Consider the following 23984-nt stretch of genomic DNA (forward strand, 5'->3'; position numbering starts at 1 on the left):
AAAAGAACTTTATTCAAAAATAATGCCTTCATCTAAAGGCACCTCCAGTTCGGGATCCACCGGTTCCTTAGTCACAGATGCAGAGGATTTTTCCTCTTTAGACACTGAAGGAGAAACTGTAACTGGAATCTCTTTTTTTGGTTTGTATCGCAATACAAGACTATCGAATTGAGATTGCGGAACGTCCGCTAGCCAAAGATTCAAAGGTTTTCCTTCATCATAGATCTGACCTGGCGCAGGATCTTGACGGTATATACGAGGATTTTGAGTATTTTCAGAACTATCATACATCACCTCTCCCAGTAAAAAATTTTTTGCTTGCAATAACTCCTTGGCAGAGGTCAAATCCATTTCAGTAAGATCAGGGACAGGAATATCTTTTGTATAACCTCGTCCAATAAGCAAATCCACCTTAGCCTGATAAGGAAGCATAGTGCCCGATTGAATTTCATGGCCTGCATGCAAAACTTTCAACACAATGCCTTTAACTATATCCGGAACGTAGGTTACCTGCCCTATTAAAATGTTACTTTCAGAGAGTCTCGTTCGCGCAATACGTTCATTGGTTTGTACTACTTCAGGTAAGGGTATAGGCTTAAATCCGCCAGCATTTGCCCGAATGAAGATATGCCGTCCAGGCTTTACATGATCACCTACCTCAGGAGCATAGACAAATATTTTATAAGGTTCAAAGACAGGGTCATATCGAGTGGTATCCACATTATATTCCAAGCCTTCTCTCTCAAGCAGTAGAAGCGCTTGCTTGAGGTCTAATGAAGAAAGATCCGGAATCTTTATATAAACATCATGACGGGTATAAGAAGCCAACCATCTAAAGGTCATCCAGGCTAATGCATATACAAGACCTATAGCTAACAAGAGGTTTACTGACAAAAAGTATATACGAGTGTCACGAAAATTCATCTATAGATAGATAATAAGTATTACAAATTACAAAGATAGTAAATGGCGCCCTTTGGCAAAGGGACAGACAAAAAAGATATCTTTGCTTTTATACAAAAAGCAGTCATGAAGAAGATCGGTGTATTAATGGGAGGATATAGTGCCGAATCAGTCATTTCTCTACAAAGCGGACAAACGGTTTTTGAGCATCTCTCGCGTAAAGAATTTGAACCCTATAGAATTCATATCTTTAAAGATCGATGGGTATTGGTGGATGACAAGAATCGAGAATATTCTGTAAATCGGCACGATTTCAGCATACCATTGGAAGAGCAGACAATCAGATTCGACGCGGTTTTTAACACCATTCATGGCAGTCCCGGAGAAGATGGTCGATTGCAAGCTTATTTCGATCTTATTGGCTTACCTTGTACGGGTTGTGATTTTTATGCCTCAGCCTTAACTTTCAATAAGAAACATTGCTTACAATGGGCAAGTGCTGTAGGTATACCTACAGCACTTGCTTATTTTTTACATCGCTCGCAAGTACTTAACGTTCAAGAGATTCTAAAAAAAGTGGGCTTGCCCTGTTTTCTCAAACCGAATTGCTCGGGATCTAGTTTAGGCGGCTCTAAGGTATCTAAGGAAACTCAACTAAAGTCAGCCCTTGAAAAAGCTTTTAAACAAGATGATGAGGTTATTATAGAAGGCTTTCTCGAGGGTACAGAAGTCACTGCGGGTATTATCCCTTATGGTAAATCGCTCAAAGCCTTGCCCATTACTGAATTGGTCAGCGAAAATGATTTTTTTGACTACGATGCCAAATATTCCGGGCAGTCAAAAGAGATCACCCCAGCGCGTTTGTCTAAAAAAATGACTTTAAAAATACAAGAGATGGCTAAGCGAATTCATTATTTGCTTAAACTTCGCGGACTTTCCAGATCTGAATTCATCATCGTTGGAGAAACGCCTTATTTTTTAGAAATCAACACTACCCCCGGATTGGCGCCCGCTAGTATGATGCCACAGCAAGTAAAAGCCGGTGGCATTTCCCTTAGCGAGCTTTTTCGAGAGCTTCTGAATGAAGCTGTCGAAAGAAAATACTCTACCCTATGAGTATTAAAACTTTTGCCGCCAAGACCTTAGCCGGTTTGCTTCAGCAAAAAATGAAGCACTGGCAAACAGATCCGGTAATCATACAGAAAAAAGTTTTTTTCAGGTTAATTCAAATGGCTAAGAATACACAATTTGCAAAAGATCATCATTTTAATGATATTCACGGCCATCAGAACTTTACAGAGGCTACTCCTATAAGAGATTATGAAGGATTCAGACCTTATATCGATTGTATTTTAGAAGGCCAAGCTGATGTGTTGTGGCCTGGAAAACCTCATTATCTGGCAAAAACATCCGGAACTACCTCAGGTACTAAATATATCCCTTTAACACGACAGGGTTTGAATGCTCAGCTTAGCGCCGCCAGAAATGCATTGCTTCAGTATGTTCATGAGACAGGACGTCATAATTTTTTGGGAGGAAAGATGATTTTCCTGCAAGGCAATCCAAAACTCTCTGAAAAAGCGGGCATTAAATATGGTCGTTTATCAGGTATCGTAGCACATCATATCCCTAAGTACCTCTATCAGCATCGCCTACCTGGCTGGGAAACAAACTGCATAGAGGATTGGGAAGAAAAGATAGAAGCCATAGTAAAAGAAACCTCGAAGGAAGATATGAGGCTCGTCAGCGGCATACCTCCTTGGGTACAAATGTATTTTGAACGGCTGAAAAAGCGCAGTGGTAAACCCATAGGCGAGCTCTTCCCAAATTTTTCACTTATGGTCACCGGAGGTGTCAATTATGAACCTTATAGAAAGAGTATTCAAAACCTTATCGGAAGGTCTGTTGATATTTTACAGACCTATCCAGCCTCAGAAGGGTTTATTGCCTATCAGGATAGGCAAAAAGAAAAGGGCTTACTCTTATTGCTCGATCAGGGTATTTTTTACGAATTCGTACCACAAGAAGAGCTCAAAAGTAAACGACCCAGGCGGCTTTCTATAGGAGAAGTGGAATTAGGTATAGATTATGTGTTAATTCTTAATACCAATTCAGGACTTTGGGGTTATAATTTAGGAGATTTGGTACGCTTCGTTTCCAAAGACCCTCCGCGCATCATCATTACCGGTCGTGTGAAAAATTTTACTTCCGCCTTTGGGGAACACGTCATTGCTCACGACGTAGAAGAAGCCCTCAGGTATGGACAAAAAAAACATCCTTGCCGCATCACCGAATTTACCGTAGCACCTCAGGTAAAGCCTTTAGAGGGACTACCTCATCATGAATGGTACATAGAGTTTGAAAATCCTCCGGAAGATGAAAAAGGATTCGCACTAGCTATTGACCAGGCCCTTTGCAAAAAGAACTCTTATTATAATGATCTGATTTGCGGAAATATTTTGCAACGATTGATTATAAGAAAAGTACGTAAAGATGGTATAAGAGATTATATGAAATCCATAGGGAAACTTGGGGGACAGTTTAAATTATCGCGCCTCTCGAACGATAGAAAAATCGCTGAAGAGCTAAAGAGCTACCTCAAAAAATAGCGCTATGAGTTAGACGGAATGGTTTTTTTTAAAAGGCTTTTTCATAGGGTTACATCCGCAACCTTTATTACATGGGCTCTTTTGGAAAAAAGATTTTACAAAAAGGCAGACTAGATATCCTAACGCTGCTAAAAAAAAAAGTCCTAAAATCAAATACTGCCACATATCAACTAAAAATTTTGTAAAAAGCAAAAGCGCCTAAATAAGCCATCCCAGTCATAAAAAAAAATTGCACTATAGGCCATTTCCAGGACTTGGTTTCGCGCCTGACCACAGTCAATGTACTCATACACTGCATAGCAAAGGCGTAAAAAATCATCAAAGAACCCCCTGTAGCCAGGTCATACACCGGTTGGCCATTGGCACGAGTGGCTGTTTTCATTTTTTCCTCTAAATGCGAATTGCTCGAGGTACTTCCTATGCTATATACCGAAGCCATAGTGCTGACAAAAACTTCTCTCGCTGCCAGGGAAGAGAGCAAACCTATGCCTATCTTCCAATCATAACCCAAAGGTTTAAGAACAGGTTCGATTCCTTTTCCAATAATTCCCAAATAAGATCGCTCCAGGGGATCAGAGAAATCTTTTATGGGATGTGAATCTGTAACGGTTTCTTGGCGATGATAAAAAAAAACCTCATCAGGTCCAAAAGAACTCAATACCCATAAAATAATACTCACAGCCATTATTATTTTACCCGAATGCCACAAAAAGGAATGAAGACGTATCCATAGGCTAAGAAGAATATGCTTAAATATCGGCCATTTATAAGAGGGCATTTCCATGATCAAATAACTTTTATAAGGACGCCTAAGCAGCTTGTTAAAAACCATAGCTGTGCAAAGAGCCGCTAAGACCCCCAGGAAATACATGATCATCAGCACTAGTCCTTTGAGTTGAAAACCCATCCAGTATTTATCAGGGATGACCAATGCAATCATCAAGGTATATACAGGCAAACGCGCAGAACAAGTCATTAAAGGAGTCACCAAGATAGTGATCAAACGATCACGTGGATTCTCGATATTGCGAGCCGACATAACAGCCGGTATAGCGCAAGCAACACCTGAGATAAGAGGCATAACGCTCTTCCCATTGAGCCCAAAAGGACGCATCCAGCGATCCATCAAAAAAACCACCCTGCCGATGTAACCGCTTTCTTCCATAAGCAAAAGAAAAAAAAACAATATGACGATTTGCGGAATAAAAAGTACAATAGCGCTTAGACCTGGAATAAGGCCTTGTGATAAAAAAATATTTATGGGACCCTCGGGAAAATGGTGATGCATCCACTCTTGAAAAATAGAAAAGCTATCCTCAATAAAGCTTTTAGGAATTTCAGCCCAGGTATATACCCCTTGAAAAATGAAAAATAAGATCGAAAAAAAGATCAGATACCCCCAGAAGGGGTGAGTCACCCAGCGATCGATGCGCTCTGAGCGAGAAGAATACCCTCCTTGCTCATGCAATATATCTGAAAGATCTTTTTCAATACAGGCATAGCGCATCAATATTTCTTTTGTTTGCAAGCGCTTTGGAATTAAGAAATGCTTTCGAAGGAACCCTCTTAATTGTGCGTCGTTCTGCATCAGAGGACTCTGTTTATTCACCAAGTGTGCCCAGGCCAGATAATGGTTTTTTATTCCATATAAAACCCTAAAATCATCAAGAGCTTTCCCATAGGAATGATCTGGATTAAAGGAACGCCTTGCTAAGGAAGTGTTGATGTGAATAAGTTTTTCTTTAATTTGAGAAAGTCCAATCCCCTTTCGAACATTTGCCGCAACTACCTCTACAGAAAGCTTTAACATCAAACGATCAAGTTCAATGTGAATGCCTTTTTTTTTTGCCTCATCCATCATATTCAGCACAAGTAAAACAGGGAATCCAAGATCTTGCACTTGGTGAAACAACAATAAACCGCGTCGCAGTTGCGAAGCGTCCAAAATAACGATAACCTTATCTGGATGATCAGGATGTTGAGAATCGGTGAGGATATTGAATACAACCTCCTCATCCTGCGAAGATGGATACAAGCTATAAGTACCGGGAAGATCTGTGAGTTGATACTGGGCCTCATGATTGAAAAAACCCACTTTTTTATCAACAGTAACCCCAGGATAGTTACCTATTTTCTGATGGAGACCGGTGAGTTTATTAAAGAGAGTGGTTTTGCCCACATTAGGATTCCCTATAAGGGCAACTTTTATCACATTCATTTTTTGGTACAGGCACTATTAAAACTCTCTGAGCTTCGGCTTTACGAAGAGCTAAACAGCATCTTGCTTTACCATAACTAATACATAAAGGATCACAAAAAGCAGCCTTAAAAAGCATTTCAAGTTCTACACCGGGCAATATACCCATCTCAAAAAATCTTGCCGGCATTTCAGCATTAGAAAATCCGCTGATAATGGCCTTCTGTCCTTTTTTTAATTCAGAAAGAATAGCTGGAAAATCATGCTGTTCCATGAAAAATAGGATTTGGAGTAAATGTAATATTATTTGAATCAAATCTAAATTAAAATTTGTTTACCTAAACAACCTGAACTTTGCTTTTTTTAAAGAGAAAATAAAACACCTACATTTGCAAATCATTTGCTATGAATAAAAATATATGGAAATTTTGATTAAAGTGGTTCAGTTAATCCTGAGCCTTTCCATACTTATTATCTTACATGAGCTTGGGCATTTTATACCCGCTAAACTTTTTAAAACCCGTGTAGAGCGCTTTTTTCTATTCTTTGATCCTTGGTTCGCGCTCTTTAAGAAAAGAATAGGTTCTACTGTTTACGGTATTGGATGGCTACCACTAGGTGGTTATGTTAAGATTTCGGGGATGATTGATGAAAGTTTGGATACAAAGCAGATAAAACGGCCGCCTCAACCCTGGAAATTTCGCTCTAAACCCGCCTGGCAGCGTTTAATCATTATGCTCGGAGGAGTGGTGGTGAATGCCCTTTTAGCCATTGTCATCTTCTCATGGCTTCTGTTTCAATACGGTGAGACGTATCTTCCAGTGAAAAACATGAAATACGGCATAGCTGTCAATGCTATAGGAAGTGCATTAGGTCTTGAAAATGGAGATATCATACGCTCTGTAGATGGCAAAGAAATCGAGCGTTTTGAAGAATTGCCTAAGGCCATTGTGCTGGGTCAATCCATTAATTTAGAGCGCAATGAAAAAAACCTTGAAATTTCTTTAAGACCTGAGCAAAAAAAATCGCTCTTTGATCAAAAAACCCCGGGTTTTTTTCTATCTGCGAGGGCACCAGCCATAGTAGAGGAAGTAATTAAGCAATCAGGCGCTGAAAAAGCAGGTCTAAAAAAAGGAGACAAAATAATAGGTATAGACTCTCAACCTACGCTTTTCACTGATCAGATTTTCGAGACGATACCTGAGCATAAAAATGGTAATGTAATGCTCTCTATTAATCGCGATGGAGATCTCTATCAAAAAAAGGTAGAAGTAGATGAAAATGGTCATATTGGTATGCGATTTAGAGATATCACAAAAATGCCTGAGATTTTCCAGCTAAAGAATAAAAAATATTCTCTATTGAGAAGTATTCCCGCCGGAGCAAAAGAAGCCTGGGAGAGCCTGAATACTCAGCTAAGCCTTTTTAAGCAAATCTTCAATCCTAAGACCAACGCTTATAAGCAAGTAGGAAGCTTTTTCTCCATAACCAAAGCCTTTTCACCCTATTGGAATTGGAAGCTCTTCTGGACGATTACCGCTACTTTATCTATTTGGCTGGCTTTTTTAAATCTTTTACCTATACCCGCCCTTGACGGAGGCTATGTACTTTTTACATTGACAGAGATGATTACAGGAAAAAAGCCGGGGGAAAAGTTCATGGAACGGGCCATTACCGCAGGTTTCATCTTTCTTGCCATCTTGATGATTATCATATTGAGCTGGGATACGTTTAAAACGTTCTTTAGCTAAAAACTTAGAAAATAGATTTTATCAGGAGTAACTACACCATCCAAAGGAATGTCTCCTGAATGCAAAGCTAAGTGCCTTGCCAAGGGTCCGAACAAACTAAGCCCTATTTTATAAATATTCTGGGAGCAGGAGGCGAAAAACGATCATAAAAGCCTTTCCCATATCCTAATCGATATCCCCTGGCATCAAAAGCCAAAAGAAGCACGAAAGCTACCTGAATCGACAAAGAAGGATCCACTGGTATTCCTTCCACGGGCTCAAAAATTCTATAAGCGCTCTCGTAAAGATCCATTCTGGGATTCCATAGAACAAAATTCATTGTACCGGTAGAAAAATCAGTTTTGGACTGAGAGGTTTTTTAGACCACTCTCCTAAATACTCCAGAATAGAATAAGTATTGATTTCGTTCTGACGAAGAATCGGTAAAAAAAGATGGTATAAGTCTTTTTCACATAAGGGCAATTCCTTTAATCGCTCTGTAATACACAACAAAGACTAAGACAAATCTTGTAAGGAAAGCTCTTTTCTTTGCGTAAGGCATTTTTTGCGAAAGAATTTTTATCATCATACATTTTAGTTTAAGTTTTCTTTACACTGATGATCTTCACCGGACAAGTTGGAGGTCATCAAACTATTTTTATACTCTTGATCATCGGAAGTTTTAAGGGTGAAAAAACCTTTTTTTTTCTGACGAATGTAATAAAACTGATTTGCCATCTTTTTTGGAAATGCAAAAATGAACCTACTCTAAATCAGCATAATAATTATAAACGATATATTTATTCCTTTATAAGGTGACGGATCAACATTCGTTTTGTACCAATTTATAAAGCTTATCCGAGGGTCTTATTCTAAAATTTAAAGACATCGTACAAATCTAGCCTTTAATGGCCGATTGCCTATGCTCATTCTCTACCATCAAAGAATCTACTTGCCTCTTTAGCGCCTGTACTGGCACACGGTAATCAAAATCTTATCGACTACCTATCTAGATCGTAATACTCGATTAAGAATTCCACGATGGCTCCCTGAGGATAATAACGACTCTTGCTAAGAGTACACTTTCTTTTGTTTCTACAGAGAGTCCCTTACCAAAGTCCATTCCCAGGACTTCTGACCAAGAAAATAACCTTTCCAAAAACCTCGATTGTATACCTTGTTAAGTTTCTCTATCCAAAGAGCTATTTTTTTTCTGATCAAAAGTTCTCTGTGCAATAGCGTCAATAGCCTCACGATAGCAAATGGTAGTTGTCGCTACATATTCCGGCGCAGAACCGCAATACCTCTATTTTGAGTACTTTAACACCTTCGGAAATGATTTGAATCGAGAAAACCTACGTGCAGAAATCCTTAGACGATATCATATACTCATTATCGAGTTCTATTTCAAATCCGCTTTCCTGATCGATAACGGTATATTTCTTACGAAATGCTTCCTGCATGCCCCCCTGTTGGTTGATGAATTGTACGAATGAAGACTGAGATAATACTTACCTGAGACGGTCATATATCAAAGCACCGTGACCGAATATCTCAATTTCAACTAACCGCCCTGAGGGATCTTTGATACTTTCTTTTTTAATTTGACAAGTGATTTTTTCAACCTGACTCAAACTCAGCTCGCGGCTTAAGACCATGGTTTCGGCAAAAAGAGAGTAGAATTTTACCGTTTCTATATTCGTTACATTTAAATGAGTAATGAGTAGAGATGTGTACCTCCATTCCAATTTGACGTACATAGTAAATCACCGTCTAATCCATAGCGATCAAGGCATCCACACCGACCTGTTTCGCTTTATTGGCTAAGGTTTTAATGGCGGAAAGATCGTGATCATAAATAAATAGATATTCATCGTAAAATAAGTTTAAACATCCTTTTGTCGAGAGCGATTTACAATCTCCGGAAGATCCTTCAAGGTAAAATTAAGCGTAGATACGTGCGCGTATGTTTACTCTACGCCAGAGTACAACTGAATCGGCACTATGGTCCAAAGCCGCTTACAAAGAGTCCTAATTGCCGGCTGGAGTCATAAATTCTATTTTACCTTTACACATGATGATCCAGAGAAAACTTAAATAAAGTTACTTATTTTCCCATTGAAAGAACATGCTGAAAAAAGTGCGATGAACTGAGAATATTTAAATTTGGCCGTGGAGGGTTTTGATTAAGACCTGTTATTACAATATAAATGTATTTTAAAGACATTATTGCTCCGGAAGATACCAAAGTACTTTTACATCAGATGTACCAAAGCAATCGCATTGCACATGCCTTATTTTTTGCAGGACCTTCTGGATATGGAGGTTTGCCTTTAGCCATAGCCTATGCACGAATGCTTTTAAGCGATAAAAAGGATCTAAGCGCGGATTTAAAAATCGATAAATTACAGCATCCGGATCTGCATTTTAGCTTTCCTAGCGCTCCTACTGAAAAAATAAAGCGTGCAACTACGAGCATAGATTTCCTATCTCAATGGCGAGAATTTCTGCATCAATATCCTTACGGGAATCTTTTTAACTGGCTAGAGTATATAGAAATTGAGAACAAACAAGTACAAATAGGAGTAGAAGAAGCGCAGCATATTATCAAGAGCTTACAAATAAAAAGCTATGAAGGCGGCTATAAAGTACTGATCATGTGGATGCCTGAGCGTCTTCATCTAGCGGCAGCTAATAAACTCTTAAAAATTTTAGAAGAACCCCCAGAAAAAACCGTTTTTTTACTCGTTGGAGAACAAGAAGAAAGTCTATTGCCTACTTTAGGATCACGAATGCAGATCATTCGACTCAAGCCATTGTTTTTAAGTCAAATGCAAACTCTTTTGCAGCAAAGGCACGGGCTTTCCGAAAAACAAGCCTTGCTCATTTCGAAACGCTCCGAAGGCCAATGGGGGAAGGCCTTAGATTTACTAAAGCAAACGGAAGAAAGCGAATTCGAAGTTTTTTTTATCCAATGGATGCGAAATGCTTTTATGGCCAGAAAAAAGCCTATGGCTTTGAAAGCTCTTATCGAATGGTCTGAGGCAGTACATCATTGGGGCAGAGAGCATCAAAAACAATTTTTGGATTATGCTCTCTATATCTTCCGGCAAGCTTTGCTTTCAAATTATGAAATGGAGCCGATAAATTTTAACCCGCTTAATTCGGAAAAATTCAACTGGAAAGCCTTTTCAAAGCATGTACAGGGCGAAAATATACAAGATATCTTTAGAGATATCCATCGGGCAAGCAAGGATATTGAGCGCAATGCCTATGCCAAGATAGTTTTTCTGGATCTATCGATCCATATTATAGGATATCTGCACCAGAAAAATGGATCGCCTCCGAGATGAATTTTTTCAATACTTTCAATACCTTATCAGGCGCTTCGAGATGCCCCATATGGCCTGTTGGAATTTCCACAGCATAAATATTTTTCCCTTTTTTAACCTGCTCATAAAGATTTTTATGATCGAGAAAATTATCATAGGCGCCTATAATCATGCATTTTGGGAAGGAAGTCTCGTTAAGCACAAAACAACGATCCTTACGCTCGTACATTCCTCTTAAAGCAGCCAGAATTCCAGCGACAGGATTGGTCAGAGCGATTTTTTTGGTGAATTCGATAATATCCTTCAACTCCTTCAGATGATCGGCATGAAAAAGACCTTCAATAATGGAATTAATAAAAAGCACAGGGTGCTCCTGGGCAAATTGTATCGAGCGAAGTCTATTGATCTTTTTCTCCGGAGAATCTACAGCAGCAGAGGAATGAAGCAGACAAAGTCCCAGAAAAAGATCCTGGTTTGTCTCAGCCAAGGCCAAACCTACATATCCACCCATGGAATGCCCTATAAAAAGAGCTTTCTCTATCTGCTCATTTTCCAATACTTGCCGAACCCCTTCGGCCATTTGCTCCATGCTATGGGTAGTTCCGAAAACAGGAGTTTTTCCATGCCCAGGTAAGTCTATAGCGATAATCTTTTTAGAGAGAGAAAGACTCTCAATAAGATCACGCCAGATCTCAAAGCTCTCCATAAAGCCATGAAGAAGTACTATTGGAAAAGATCCTTCACCGAAGGACTTATAATGGAGCAAAGAAGGTTTTTTCATAAAAATACCTTAAAATTTACAAAACCAATATATAGATTTTTATTTAAGCGGAGCTGGTCTTATCAAAGGGAGTTGCTTATCTTTGTAAGCGTGTGAAAAACAGTACCATTGTGTATGGAAATCCTTTCTAACCCTTTAGAGGGCTTCTGGATCCTCAAAAGCAAAATAATAGAAGACTCTCGGGGGCATTTCCAGGAAAGCTTCCATCAGGAAAAATTTGAAAGAATCAGCGATCAAAAAATTGTTTTTGTACAAACAAATCGCGTATTTTCTTTGAAAGGAGCGCTTCGGGGCTTACATTTACAAAGACCTCCACATACGCAGTCTAAGCTTATTAGCGTGCTCAGCGGAGAAATATTGGATGTGGCGTTAGATGTTCGTTTGCACTCTTGCACTTATGGAAAATATATAATAGAACGGCTCTCTTATAAAAATCAAAAGCAGCTATTCCTGGCTAAAGGTTTTGCCCATGGATTTATTACTTTAAGCGATCAAGCGGAAGTATTGTATCAATGCGATGCGCACTACCATTGCGAGAGTGAAGACGGTATTTGCTATGATGACCCACAATTGGCCATCAACTGGGAGTATCCGATAAAGAAAATCATCCTCTCTGAAAAGGACCGACAAAAAAAAGCTTTTAAAGATTTTACACCCGTTTCTTTGTGATAAAGATTCTTGTCACCGGCGCATCCGGACAACTCGCACGTAACCTTCAGGACAAGGTACACGCTAAAAATTATACAGACAAGGAATTTCTGTTTATGAGCAGAAAAGAACTCTCCATCAATGATGAAAAAATGCTAAAAGACTTTTTCAGCTCTCAAAAAATAGACATCTGCATTAATTGTGCAGCTTGTACTAACGTAGACCAGGCCGAAAGTAATACCGAGTTGGCTTACGTCATCAATACACTTGGCTCAAGAATTTTAGCTTCTTTGTGCAATCTTCATGGAAGTTTGCTCATCCATATTTCTACCGACTATGTTTTTGATGGACAAGCCCAACAACCGTATAAAGAGTCAGATATCACAAGAGCGATCAACGTTTACGGGGATTCTAAACGAGCTGGAGAATTGGCTATTATAGAACAAATCAAATGTTATTTTATCGTACGAACTTCCTGGCTGTTCTCAAAATTTGGAAGCAATTTTATTAAAACAGTTTACGAGCATGCTAAGACTAAAAAATCCTTAAAAGTTGTAAAAGATCAGTATGGTTCGCCTACCTTTGCAGATGATCTGGCAGAGTTCCTATTATTTTTGGTGGAAAATCAGCACTCTTCTTATGGAATTTACCATTTCAGCAATCAAGGGGTTTGCAGCCGCTATGAACTGGCAGAAGCTCTTCTTTCAATAACAAGTCAGACAACTACTTTTCTGAAGCCGATTTTAAGGGATGTCTACCATACCGGGGCTCTGAGACCCCCTTATAGCGCTCTTGACACAACGAAAGTACGCGAAACTTTCAAGTATAATATACCTTATTGGAATAAAAGTCTGAGGCATTTTGTAGAATCATTAAACTTTTCAGAAATTTTTTAATGAAACTAAGATAATGTTTTCGTAACTGCTCTTGAATTTTTTTTGCCAGTAGATACTGGTAATCTCCCTTCATACGTTAGTTTATATTTTGATGCGTTTTCAACCTACTCAATTAGAACTAAAGCTCTTTATGTTTTTTCATATTTTTATATATGATGGCTAAGGATAAACCGATTGAAAAAGCAACTACTCCGCCCCATTAGAATCGTTAAAACGCAAAGGCTTGTAAGGTCTGGCTAGAATTCTTTTCTTATCGAGATTTCCTTTTCAAAAAAAACTATAGCTATTTTGAATAAATCAACACAGGTAAAGCGTTGAATAGACATTATGTTCTACATTTGTAAGTATATATGATTTTTTGTATACTTCATTATGAATCGAATTCAAATCTTTCATCCCGAAGAGGTGTTAACTTATAACATCAAAAGGGGCATACTGAAAGTGATCTTACTGGAAAAAAAATATGTGTTAATGCTTGATATTGTCTCTACCGATGAAATTGATGACGACTTACCTGATGATGCTCTGCAATGCAATTTTTATCAGGTGAGATTTTTCGTAGAGGATTTTCCGATAAAGGAAAAAGCCATTGAAGATCTCATTGGAAAAACCATAGAAATCCCCAGAGGAACTGAAGAAATTATTGATGAAGAAGATGAAGTGGAAACTTTATATTATAGTGTATTAAGTGCAGGGAACGGAGATTTCGAAACTAATAACAATCGCCTGTTTCTCAAGAGAGATCTAGAAGACAATATAATTTTAAAATGGGAAGGAGAATGTGAAGATTTTACCGAACAGAGCGATAAAAATCTTAGATTCACAATCACTTACAAGTTTTCTCCGGAGCTCTAGAAACGCTTGGTTTTATTAGAAGGCTTGAACGACTAAAAATTTTGAATTAAACTCATATACGCGTCTTACAAAGAGAAAGAGAAAAGCGTTAAAATTTTTTTCAAATTATTCCTAGTAATTTTATTATTAGTAAAATAATTTGTATAAGTGGTGACATAATATACATTACCCTAAAAGCATTATTTATTTTTACTTCTTTATAACCAAATTTTTCTCAGCAATACACTATTTTCTATACACGAGAAAGCAAAAAATAGCCTTTAAATTGATGAGGTTAAACAATTCAAACAGACATAAATAAATTAAAACTGTCTATATTATTCATCTTTTAGGGTTGTTCAAAAAAGATCTCACTTATTCTTGCACGAAATAAAAAAATTCGCTCAAGTTATCTTATCGACCACATTCGATAAGGGATTACTATACCATTTTCTGTAGAAAAATGGCTTTACTTTTTTAGATAAAAACTTATTAATTAGGATAATAAATTACCCGATCTTCATAGCGATGTTAGCTTAATACTAAAAAAAAATTTATAAAAGAGCCCCTTTTAAAAAAATATATGCTGAAGAAAAATAAATAACAATACCTGCTACATCTACTAATGTTGCTACAAAAGGGACCGATGAACTAGCAGGATCTCCTCCCAGACGCTTGATCACAATAGGAAGCATCGATCCGCTAAAAGTTCCCCAAAGCACAATGCCTACCAATGAAAAAGCCACTGTAAAAGCCACTAAAAGCCAATGACTCCCGTAATCGTAGAAACCTGTTTTCTGCCAGAGAATGATACGCATAAAGCCTACTGCGCCCAACACAAATCCCAAAGCCAACCCACAAGAAAACTCTCTTCGCATTACCCGCCACCAATCTTTCAAACGAACTTCTCTTAAGGCCATCGCCTGAATGATGAGACTAGCCGCTTGAGAGCCGCTATTACCCCCACTAGAAACAACTAAAGGAATAAACATTGCCAGTATCAAAACTTTTTCCAAAGCAGCAGAAAAATATTGCATAGCAGTAGTAGTAAGCATCTCACCTAAAAATAATAAAATTAGCCAGCCCGCACGTTTTTTTACGAGTTTCAAAAAAGGCACATCAAGGTAAGGTTGATCTAATACTTCCATACCTCCCATTTTCTGAATATCCTCGCTATAGTTTTCATTTGCTACCCAAAGAATATCATCAATGGCGACGATACCAAGCAAAAAATTCTGATCATCTACAACGGGCAAAGCAACACGGTTGTTTCTGTTAAATATCTTAATAGCTTCCTCCTCTGTATCAATAACGCTTAAGCTGACATAACGCCCATCCATCAGCTCGATTACTTTGGTAGAAGGGTCTACTAATAGAAATTCGCGTATTCGGATATCATCTATTAACTGTCTTCGTTCATTGACAATATAGATTACCTCGATCATCTCACTATTTTTCCCTTCACGGCGTATATGATCAAGCACTTCTTGAACTGTCCAACTATCACGTATATCGATATAATCTGGAATCATTAAACGGCCCACACTGTCTTCAGGGTAACCCAATGAACGAATTGTTTGTAGTTTTTCTTCAGGATTGAGATATTTGATCATCTCCTTAACAAGAGATTTAGGTAACTCCTCTAAAAAAGCAACGCGGTCATTAACAGGAAGTTCATTCAGCAGCTGAGCAATCCTTACATAAGGCAATTCCTTTATTATATCTCTTTGTAAAGGAACATCCAATAATTTAAACGTGCTTGCAGCCTGATGAATTTCCAAAAGTTTAATGATCTCTGCAGCGTATTGAGGGTAAGTCTGAAATACCTCAGCTACATCGCTAATGTTTTGGTTATTAAGTCGCTCAGCGATGCTTTGCATATCATCTTTCCCTATGGCATTCTCTATCATGCTTTTAAGCGAATCTGTTTCTTGGTTCACAATAAACAAGTATTTAAATGGGTTGACAACTCATAAGTTCAAGAGCTTAACACTAGAACTGCATAATTAAATAATTTATATGACTTTTTGTAAGCTACAAATTACTCGAGATCAGAACTGCTCCAAAAACCCGACACGTTTAATTTCAATGGTTTTAAAAATCAGTACATTTGCATCAGAACATCAAAGCTTATAAAAGCATGAATTATCTTTTTAGAGAAATAGAAAAACGATGGCAAAAATATTGGAAATCATCTCAGATTTTCAAAGGAGAAACCCATTCTAAAAAACCCAAATGCTATGTGCTCGATATGTTTCCTTATCCTTCAGGAGCAGGCTTGCATGTAGGACATCCTCTGGGATACATTGCCTCTGACATTTATGCTCGCTATCAACGCTCCCAAGGTTATAATGTGCTACATCCGATGGGTTTTGATTCCTTTGGACTTCCGGCGGAACAGTATGCCATACAAACAGGTCAACATCCGAATGTGACCAACGAAACCAATATTCAAAGATACAAAGAACAGCTTGAAGAATTAGGATTTTCTTTCGACTGGAGCCGAGAGCTGCGTACCAGCGATCCATCTTATTACCGATGGACTCAATGGATTTTCTTGCAACTTTTTAATTCTTGGTATGATCAATCACTAAGCAAAGCGCGTTCTATAGATGAGATAATCAAGATCTTTGAAAAACAAGGCAATCTTAAAATAAAAGCTTCGGGAGATAAAATCGAACCATTTAACGCCGATCAATGGAGCGGCTTTCCTTGGAAAAGGAAAAATGAAATCCTTCAAAACTACCGACTAGCCTTCCGCTCGGAAACCATCGTCAACTGGTGTCCAGCTCTAGGCACCATACTGTCAAATGACGAAATAAAAGAGGGTAAAAGCGAGCGAGGAGGGCATACTGTATATCAAAAAAAAATGACACAATGGAGCATGCGCATCACCACCTATGCCGAAAGACTTTTAAAAGGATTAGATCAAATCCAGTGGCCTGAAGCGCTTAAGGAGACTCAACGAAACTGGATTGGAAAATCTTTTGGCGCAAAAATTTCTTTCTCTATCCTTGACAAACCCTCTTTAAATATCGAGGTGTTCACTACACGTCCCGATACGATTTTTGGTGTTAGCTTTATGGTACTAGCCCCAGAGCATTCATTGATAGGTGAAATAAGCACGAGTGAGGAAAAAAAATCCGTTGAAGAATATTTGCAAGCAAGCAAAAAACGGAGTGAACGCGAGCGCCTTGCAGATACAAAAAGTCTTTCAGGAGTATTCATCGGAGCTTATGCACTACATCCTTTTACGAAGGAAAAACTACCTGTTTATGTAAGCGATTACATATTGGCTGGCTATGGCACAGGTGCCGTAATGGCTGTTCCTGCTCATGATGAAAGAGATCATCGATTTGCTAAAAAATTCGAACTAAAAATTAAGAGGGTAATCCATGGAGGAGACGATGTACAAAAGCAAGCTTATGAAGCTAAAGAAGGACAATGTATACATTCAGATTTTCTCAACGGATTAAATGTTAAAGAGGCTATTTTAAAAGCTATTGAGAAAATTGAAGAAAAAAAACTGGGACAAAGGATGATTAATTATCGTTTACGTGATGCGGTTTTTTCAAGGCAACGCTATTGGGGAGAGCCAATCCCTATATATTATAAAAAAGGGATTGCCCTTGGGATTCCTCAGGAAAATCTTCCGCTATGCTTGCCCGATATAGATAAATACCTACCCACAGAAAAAGGTGAACCACCCTTGCAAAGGGCCGCTTATTGGGCATGGGATGAAAAAGGGCAGAAAATCGTTTCCAATGAACTTATAGATGATAAAAACGTCTTTCCTTTAGAAACAAGCACCATGCCCGGATGGGCCGGCTCGAGTTGGTATTTTCTTCGCTATATGGATCCTGAAAATAAAGATGCTTTAATAAATTCCAAAGTGGAAGCTTACTGGCAAAATGTAGATCTGTACGTTGGAGGCTCTGAGCATGCGACAGGTCACCTGCTTTATTCACGATTTTGGCATAAATTTCTTAAAGACCAAGGCTATGTTTCCACTGAAGAGCCCTTTAAAAAATTGATCAATCAAGGAATGATCCTTGGAGATTCCGCCTTTATAGCACGCCTGGAAAAAAGCCAGGATTTTATATCAGTCGACTTAATTAAAGATCAAAAAACGCAACAAATTCACGTGGACATCCACTTATTAAAAAATGGTAATGAGCTCGATATAGAAAAACTTAAAGAATGGCGCCCGGAGTATGCCCAGGCAAAATTTATTATGAAAGATGGAAAATTCTTTTGCAAACGCAAGGTAGAAAAAATGTCAAAATCCAAATATAATGTTATTAATCCCGATGAAATCTGCAAGCAATACGGAGCGGATACTTTGCGTATGTATGAGATGTTTCTCGGTCCAATCGATCAGACCAAACCATGGAATATAAGAGGCATTAGCGGAATACATCAGTTTTTAAGAAAATTTTGGAGATTATTTTATACTAAAGAAAGATTTTACGTTGAATCCACGCCACCCTCATATGAAGCTTTAAAAATATTACATCGCACCGTTAAGAAGATTAAAGAAGATATTCCCAGATTTTCTTTCAACACCTCGATAAGTGCTTTTATGATTGCAGTTAATGAACTGAATGCCATCAAATGCAACAATAGAGAAGTTTTAGAGCCTTTAGTTATAATCATTGCACCCTTTGCGCCTCATATAGCCGAGGAGCTCTGGATGCGATTAGGACATAAAAATTCAGTGAGTTTTGCCCCTATTCCTGAATATAACGAGAGATACCTCATGGAAGAGATGATAGAATATCCCATCATGTTCAATGGAAAATTGCGATTTAAGATGAATTTTCCCTCTGAAATCGATGAAGAAAATATCAAAAAGACTATCTTAAAACATCCCCAAACTGAAAAGTATTTGGGAAAAAGAAACATAATAAAAATTATATTTATATCTAAAAAAATAGTTAATATTGTGTTGTAAATTAATATTATCTACATACTAAAACTTATACTGTTTATTTTTTGAAATCACCTACTATATCAGATGAAAACATTATCTTGATTTGAAAATTTCAAAAAATAAACCATTCTAAAAGAATACAACTTCCAAAGGTAAATTTTATACCTTAGGCAAAAGATTTAAAAATTCAAAATTATACTATGTCTTTACACAAAAAGGCTTCAAAGAAGTCGGAGAGTTTTTTTAAAAGTGTAGAAAAGAGTTTTGACAAAGCTGCAAAATTCCTCGATATCAATCAGGGGATACTCGACGCTATAAAATCCTGTAATTCAGTATATCGCTTGCGATTTCCGGTAAAATTCGGAAAAGAAGTAAAAGTAATAGAAGCCTATCGCGTGCAACATTCACATCATAAATTTCCTTGCAAAGGAGGTATACGTTACAGCACCGCTGTCAATCAGGATGAAGTGATGGCTCTGGCAGCACTTATGACTTACAAATGCGCTATTGTAAATGTACCTTTTGGAGGCGCAAAAGGAGGTGTGAAAATAGATCCTCAAACTTTATCTGCAGAGGAGCTTGAGAAGATTACACGACGCTATACCTCAGAGTTGTTAAAGAAAAATTTTATAGGACCAGGCATGGATGTCCCCGCTCCTGATTATGGTACAGGAGAAAGAGAAATGAGTTGGATTGTAGATACCTACACATCCTTGAGATCAGGTGGTGAGGTAGATGCTATGGCCTGCGTCACCGGAAAGCCTGTTTCTCAAGGAGGGGTCAGAGGTCGTACCGAAGCCACCGGATTAGGCGTATTTTACGGTGTGCGTGAGCTTTGTCAAAGTTCAGAAGAAATGAAAAAAGTTGGCTTTAGCACAGGCTTAAAAGGCAAACGTATTGTTATTCAGGGATTGGGAAATGTAGGTTATCATGCAGCTAAATTCTTTTATGAAGCCGGCGCTAAGCTTATCGCTTTAGCCGAACGTGAGGGAGGTATATATAATGAACTTGGTTTAAATCCCGATGAAGTAAAAAAACATATTAAGAAAAATAAATCTATACTTAATTTCCCCGGTGCAAAAGACATTCCGGACAGCAGCAAAGCCTTAGAGCTCGAATGTGATATTTTAATTCCTGCAGCTCTGGAAGGTGTTATTCATAAAAAAAATGCCGAATGCATTAAGGCAAAAATTGTAGGAGAAGCAGCTAATGGCCCTATAACGGCAGATGCCGATGAAACTCTGAACAAAAAAGGAATTATCATTATTCCGGACATTTATCTGAATGCCGGAGGTGTGACGGTATCTTATTTCGAGTGGCTTAAAAATCTCAGTCACGTACGATATGGTCGACTCGAGAAACGGTTCAGCGAAAACGTGAACACAGAAATTTTACAAGCTCTTGAGCATCTCATTGGAAAGAATATCTCTGAGGAAGAACGTAAAAATATTTTGCGTGGACCTGATGAAATTGATCTTGTCCGAAGTGGATTAGAAGATACTATGATCAGCGCCTTTCATGAAATACGAGAAATTCAGAAAGAAAAACAAATATGCGACATGAGAACGGCAGCTTTTGTACTGGCCATTAAAAAAATAGCAGATAGCTATGAACGATTAGGCATATTTCCTTAAATGATGATATAAAATCACAAAAAAAGGAGTCGTTCCATGAGAACTCTCTATATTAGGAAATCTCTTCTGATGGTGATGCAAGAAAAGCAGCCAATCGCTCAAGCCATGCAGTAGCCTGTGAAACGGTTGTTACCTTTTCAATACGTAAAATCAATGCAGTTTGCTCTTTTTTCTTGCGCTCTTTAAGGGATATTTCCCGAGGATACCTGTGTACATAATTCAGAATAGAACGAAAACGTCCGCTTTGGTAATAAGGCGATTGGGGATCATTCATAAAATAGAGGAGCATCACTCCTCTTTTCAGAGAGATTTTTTCAAAGCCTAAAAGCACACATAAATATTTTAATCTTACACTGCATAACAATTCTTCAGCTGCATCGGGAAGAGGGCCGAAACGATCTCTCAATTGCTCTCTAAACTCATTCAGCCTTGTTTGATCTTCTATAACAGACAATGCTCGATAAAGTTCTAAGCGTTCGGCGATACTGTTTACATAATTGCTGGGAATAAGAAGTTCCATGTCTGTGTCGATCTGTACCTCTGAAACAAAAACTTCTTCCACCTCCGGGTTTTTATCTTGTTCATAAAGTAATTTGAATTCATCATGCTTCAACTCTTGCACTGCTTCATTCAGAATTTTTTGATAGGTATCAAAACCCATCTCCGATATAAATCCACTCTGCTCTCCTCCCAGCAGATTTCCAGCACCGCGTATTTCCAAATCTTTCATGGCAATCTGAAAGCCTGATCCCAGATCTGAAAACATCTCTATGGCCTGAAGACGCTTTCTGGCCTCATCACTCAAGTAACTCATAGGTGGGGTAATCAAATAACAAAAAGCCTGAATATTTGATCGTCCCACACGCCCACGCATCTGATGCAAATCGGCTAAACCAAAGTTTTGCGCCTGATAAATAAAAATAGTATTGACATTCGGTACATCCAGTCCGCTTTCGATAATGGTAGTAGAAAGTAAGATATCGATTTTTCCTTCTATAAAATCAAGCATCAAACCTTCAAGTTTTTTACCCTTCATTTTCCCATGTCCAATTGCTATGCGCGCATGCGGAAGCCAACTCTGCAAACGAGTATACAATTCAGGAAGCTCAGCCACTCTATTGTGAATAAAAAATACCTGTCCGCCACGGGAAAGCTCATAATCTATGGCATCTCTTATAGATTCAGGATCAAACCTCATAAGGCGCGTATCTATGGGACGACGATTAGCAGGAGGAGTATGGATTATCGAAAGATCGCGAGCTGCCATGAGAGAAAATTGCAAAGTTCGTGGAATAGGTGTAGCGGTTAATGCTAAGGTATCCACCTGATTACGAAGCATCTTCAATCGATCTTTGACTGCCACACCAAATTTGTGCTCTTCATCGATAATGATAAGACCAAGATCTTTGAAATGAACATTTTTATTGATCAGCTGATGTGTGCCAATAATTAAATCAATGTTTCCTTTTTTTAAGCGCTCAAGAATCTGTTTTTTATCAGTTGATGATCGGAATCGACTGAGATAATCTATAGAAACCGGAAAATCCTTAAAACGATCTGTAAAGCTCCTGTGATGCTGAAAAGCCAGAATAGTGGTAGGCACTAACAAGGCTACCTGTTTTCCATCAGTCACCACTTTGAAAGCAGCACGCATAGCCACTTCGGTTTTTCCAAAACCTACATCACCACAAATCAACCTATCCATAGGACGATCGCTTTCCATATCGGCTTTTACTTCCTGAGTAGCACGCAACTGATCAGGAGTATCTTCATAAAGAAAAGAAGCTTCAAGTTCATTCTGCAGATAAGTATCGGGTGAAAAAGCAAAACCGTGGCTGACTTTCCGTTTAGCATAAAGTTGTATAAGATCAAAAGCTAGCTCTTTTACCTTAGTTTTGGTCTTATTTTTCAGCTGTTTCCATGCGGGTGAACCTAATTTATTAAGACTCGGCTCAGCCCCCCCCTTTCCGGTAAATTTGGCAATCTTATGAAGCGAATGTATGCTTACATATAAAATATCATTGTTTTGATAAATGATCTTTATGGTCTCCTGACCTTTGCCATGCAAGTCAATTTTCACTAGGCCTGCAAATCGGCCTATCCCATGATCAATGTGAGTTACATAATCACCGGGATTAAGCGTTAATAAGGATTTAAGTGTAAGTGCTTTTTGTATACTTTGTTTTTTATGGGAAGGTTGAGCGTGAAAGCGCTCAAAAATTTCGTGATCAGTATAACAGAGCAGCTGATGAGTTTCATCTATGAAACCCGAATGCAAACTTCCGGCAAGCGGTAAAAAGGGCACCTCTTGTTCTTCAAGATATTGAAATATATCCTTAAACCGCTCTATTTGACGCTCGTTGGTACAACATAAGTAGTTGGAATATCCTTTTTGGGCATGATTTTTTAAATCTTTTATCAGAAGCTCAAAACGCTTGTTAAAAGTTGGTTGCACACGACTCTTTAAAAAGAAAACTTCTTGTGGATAAAACAGAGTGGTTTTAACGCTCTCGATCACGGTAAAATTTTCAAGGCCTTGTATAAATTCCGTTTTGGTAATAAATAAATTTTCAGGCTGAGATCGGCATATTTCCTGTGCGGTAGCACCAAAAGCCTGAGAGGCTTTCTCGAAAGCTGCATCAATAGAGCCTGCAGCTAATGGGCCATCTTTTAGAAAGATAAAAGCGTCCTTAGGAAGGAGGTTAAAAAAACTTACATAGCTCTCTTGCGATACTTCAGCAGATAATGGAGGTAAAAGCGTTATTTGATGAAAATTTTCTAAAGATCTTTGATTTTCTATTTCAAAACTTCGTAAACTCTCTATTTCATCGCCGAAGAATTCTACACGAAATGGCTCTGTTGCAGAAAAAGAGAACACATCTAATATACCTCCCCTTACGGAAAACTCTCCAGGAGAATTTACAAAATCTACACGCTGAAACCCCTGATCGAAGAGCCATTCATTAATAAATTCTATAGATACTTTTTCGCCACGATTTAAGGTAAATATAAGGTTACGCAATGAATGAGCCGTTATCACTTTTTCAAAAAGAGCCTCGGCAGAAGTCACAATAAAAACGGCGTCCTTAGCACCTGTGAGTTGTTGAAAAATTTTAGCACGCAATAATACATTAGCGTTATCGATCTCCTCAATTTCATAAGGTCTTCGAGAAGAAGCTGGATAAAAGAGTAAGCGCTCTTTGGGAAAAAGCTCCTGCAAATCACTGAAAACATGAGAAGCTTCATGCTGACTCCGTGCTAAGAAAAGTAAGGATGATGAAGTTCTTTGATAAAGCGCCGCAAAAAAAAGCGCTTGCAAAGCACCTGAGAGTTCAAGCAATTGAAGCTTAGCTTCGGGATGCTTTTTTATAAAGTCGCCCAATTGATGAACAAGAGGCGATTTGATATAGTGTTTTAAAAGAGTGTTTTTATCGGGCACTGCCTAGGGATACATCAAAATAAAGCTGAATAACATGGGACCAATGTG

General features: G+C 38.3%; 16 protein-coding genes and 2 pseudogenes. 9 read left to right on the plus strand and 9 right to left on the minus strand.

The annotated features are described in order from the left end of the window. Nucleotides 1–9: 9 nt before the first annotated feature. Complete coding sequence (locus CS842_RS05175; RefSeq protein ID WP_195909900.1) at nucleotides 10–894, minus strand: PASTA domain-containing protein; 885 nt, start codon at nucleotides 892–894, stop codon at nucleotides 10–12. Nucleotides 895–966: 72 nt separating this feature from the next. Here CS842_RS05175 and CS842_RS05180 point away from each other — a divergent pair, with 72 nt between their 5' ends. Beyond that, nucleotides 967–2019: a D-alanine--D-alanine ligase gene (locus CS842_RS05180; RefSeq protein WP_410468498.1), complete on the plus strand. Its 1053-nt coding sequence runs from the start codon at nucleotides 967–969 to the stop codon at nucleotides 2017–2019. Continuing rightward, complete coding sequence (locus tag CS842_RS05185) at nucleotides 2016–3512, plus strand: GH3 family acyl-acid amido synthetase (RefSeq protein WP_103327787.1); 1497 nt, start codon at nucleotides 2016–2018, stop codon at nucleotides 3510–3512. Before CS842_RS05180 ends, CS842_RS05185 begins: the two co-directional genes overlap by 4 nt. 166 nt (nucleotides 3513–3678) lie before the next feature. Here CS842_RS05185 and feoB read toward each other — a convergent pair whose 3' ends face one another. Together feoB and CS842_RS05200 are read right to left on the minus strand one after the other, a co-directional pair. Beyond that, a complete protein-coding gene (gene feoB, locus CS842_RS05195; protein ID WP_103327789.1) occupies nucleotides 3679–5730 on the minus strand; it encodes a ferrous iron transport protein B in 2052 nt (683 codons plus the stop codon). After that, nucleotides 5693–5983, minus strand: a complete 291-nt coding sequence (locus CS842_RS05200) for a FeoA family protein (protein WP_103327790.1) — start codon at nucleotides 5981–5983, stop codon at nucleotides 5693–5695. Before CS842_RS05200 ends, feoB begins: the two co-directional genes overlap by 38 nt. A 145-nt stretch (nucleotides 5984–6128) precedes the next feature. On the opposite strand from CS842_RS05200, the gene rseP reads away from it, so the two are divergent. Beyond that, the gene (gene rseP, locus CS842_RS05205) at nucleotides 6129–7460 is read left to right on the plus strand and encodes an RIP metalloprotease RseP (protein ID WP_103327791.1); all 1332 of its coding nucleotides are present in this window, start codon (nucleotides 6129–6131) and stop codon (nucleotides 7458–7460) included. A 103-nt stretch (nucleotides 7461–7563) separates the two neighbouring features. Here rseP and CS842_RS05210 read toward each other — a convergent pair whose 3' ends face one another. From CS842_RS05210 to CS842_RS05220, 3 genes and pseudogenes are all read right to left on the minus strand, one after another. Further along, complete coding sequence (locus CS842_RS05210; protein WP_103327792.1) at nucleotides 7564–7779, minus strand: 5-formyltetrahydrofolate cyclo-ligase; 216 nt, start codon at nucleotides 7777–7779, stop codon at nucleotides 7564–7566. 259 nt (nucleotides 7780–8038) lie between these two features. Next, nucleotides 8039–8235, minus strand: a pseudogene (locus CS842_RS05215) (4Fe-4S ferredoxin). 27 nt (nucleotides 8236–8262) lie between these two features. Next, nucleotides 8263–9464 (minus strand): annotated as a pseudogene (locus tag CS842_RS05220) (peptidase U32 family protein). Nucleotides 9465–9649: 185 nt separating this feature from the next. Between CS842_RS05220 and CS842_RS05225 the strand changes: the two are divergent. After that, the gene (locus CS842_RS05225) at nucleotides 9650–10792 is read left to right on the plus strand and encodes a DNA polymerase III subunit (protein WP_103327793.1); all 1143 of its coding nucleotides are present in this window, start codon (nucleotides 9650–9652) and stop codon (nucleotides 10790–10792) included. Here the strand turns inward: CS842_RS05225 and CS842_RS05230 are convergent. Beyond that, entirely contained in the window at nucleotides 10749–11552 is an 804-nt protein-coding gene (locus CS842_RS05230; RefSeq protein WP_103327794.1) for an alpha/beta fold hydrolase, read from the minus strand. The genes CS842_RS05225 and CS842_RS05230 overlap by 44 nt on opposite strands. A 114-nt stretch (nucleotides 11553–11666) precedes the next feature. On the opposite strand from CS842_RS05230, the gene rfbC reads away from it, so the two are divergent. The 3 genes from rfbC to CS842_RS05245 all read left to right on the plus strand — a co-directional run bounded on the left by rfbC (nucleotide 11667) and on the right by CS842_RS05245 (nucleotide 13951). Then, nucleotides 11667–12221, plus strand: a complete 555-nt coding sequence (gene rfbC / locus CS842_RS05235; protein ID WP_103327795.1) for a dTDP-4-dehydrorhamnose 3,5-epimerase — start codon at nucleotides 11667–11669, stop codon at nucleotides 12219–12221. Beyond that, nucleotides 12218–13096 (plus strand): dTDP-4-dehydrorhamnose reductase, encoded by an 879-nt coding sequence (rfbD, locus tag CS842_RS05240; protein ID WP_103327796.1) that lies wholly within the window; start codon nucleotides 12218–12220, stop codon nucleotides 13094–13096. Before rfbC ends, rfbD begins: the two co-directional genes overlap by 4 nt. A gap of 372 nt (nucleotides 13097–13468) precedes the next feature. Further along, on the plus strand, nucleotides 13469–13951 hold the full coding sequence (locus CS842_RS05245; protein WP_103327797.1) for a hypothetical protein: 483 nt from the start codon (nucleotides 13469–13471) through the stop codon (nucleotides 13949–13951). A 533-nt stretch (nucleotides 13952–14484) separates the two neighbouring features. Here CS842_RS05245 and mgtE read toward each other — a convergent pair. Continuing rightward, a complete protein-coding gene (gene mgtE / locus CS842_RS05250; RefSeq protein ID WP_103328040.1) occupies nucleotides 14485–15840 on the minus strand; it encodes a magnesium transporter in 1356 nt (451 codons plus the stop codon). A gap of 230 nt (nucleotides 15841–16070) precedes the next feature. Here mgtE and leuS point away from each other — a divergent pair, with 230 nt between their 5' ends. Continuing rightward, a complete protein-coding gene (leuS, locus tag CS842_RS05255; protein ID WP_103328041.1) occupies nucleotides 16071–18884 on the plus strand; it encodes a leucine--tRNA ligase in 2814 nt (937 codons plus the stop codon). Nucleotides 18885–19063: 179 nt separating this feature from the next. Next, entirely contained in the window at nucleotides 19064–20497 is a 1434-nt protein-coding gene (locus CS842_RS05260; RefSeq protein ID WP_103327798.1) for a Glu/Leu/Phe/Val family dehydrogenase, read from the plus strand. Nucleotides 20498–20549: 52 nt separating this feature from the next. Here CS842_RS05260 and mfd read toward each other — a convergent pair whose 3' ends face one another. Beyond that, a complete protein-coding gene (mfd, locus tag CS842_RS05265; protein WP_103327799.1) occupies nucleotides 20550–23936 on the minus strand; it encodes a transcription-repair coupling factor in 3387 nt (1128 codons plus the stop codon). Nucleotides 23937–23984 lie beyond the last annotated feature (48 nt).

Source organism: Bacteroidetes bacterium endosymbiont of Geopemphigus sp. (assembly GCF_002904345.1).
Taxonomy (GTDB): domain Bacteria; phylum Bacteroidota; class Bacteroidia; order Flavobacteriales; family Blattabacteriaceae; genus GSPS2-BC2016.

Bases quoted from the DNA above. Each gene is read 5' to 3' on its own strand.
- CS842_RS05180 (WP_410468498.1), top strand. From the start codon at position 967: ATGGCGCCCTTTGGCAAAGGGACAGACAAAAAAGATATCTTTGCTTTT.
- leuS (WP_103328041.1), top strand. From the start codon at position 16,071: ATGAATTATCTTTTTAGAGAAATAGAAAAACGATGGCAAAAATATTGG.
- rseP (WP_103327791.1), top strand. From the start codon at position 6,129: ATGGAAATTTTGATTAAAGTGGTTCAGTTAATCCTGAGCCTTTCCATA.
- rfbC (WP_103327795.1), top strand. From the start codon at position 11,667: ATGGAAATCCTTTCTAACCCTTTAGAGGGCTTCTGGATCCTCAAAAGC.
- CS842_RS05260 (WP_103327798.1), top strand. From the start codon at position 19,064: ATGTCTTTACACAAAAAGGCTTCAAAGAAGTCGGAGAGTTTTTTTAAA.
- CS842_RS05200 (WP_103327790.1), bottom strand. From the start codon at position 5,983: ATGGAACAGCATGATTTTCCAGCTATTCTTTCTGAATTAAAAAAAGGA.
- CS842_RS05225 (WP_103327793.1), top strand. From the start codon at position 9,650: ATGTATTTTAAAGACATTATTGCTCCGGAAGATACCAAAGTACTTTTA.
- mgtE (WP_103328040.1), bottom strand. From the start codon at position 15,840: ATGATAGAGAATGCCATAGGGAAAGATGATATGCAAAGCATCGCTGAG.
- CS842_RS05210 (WP_103327792.1), bottom strand. From the start codon at position 7,779: ATGAATTTTGTTCTATGGAATCCCAGAATGGATCTTTACGAGAGCGCT.
- feoB (WP_103327789.1), bottom strand. From the start codon at position 5,730: ATGAATGTGATAAAAGTTGCCCTTATAGGGAATCCTAATGTGGGCAAA.
- CS842_RS05230 (WP_103327794.1), bottom strand. From the start codon at position 11,552: ATGAAAAAACCTTCTTTGCTCCATTATAAGTCCTTCGGTGAAGGATCT.
- CS842_RS05245 (WP_103327797.1), top strand. From the start codon at position 13,469: ATGAATCGAATTCAAATCTTTCATCCCGAAGAGGTGTTAACTTATAAC.
- CS842_RS05185 (WP_103327787.1), top strand. From the start codon at position 2,016: ATGAGTATTAAAACTTTTGCCGCCAAGACCTTAGCCGGTTTGCTTCAG.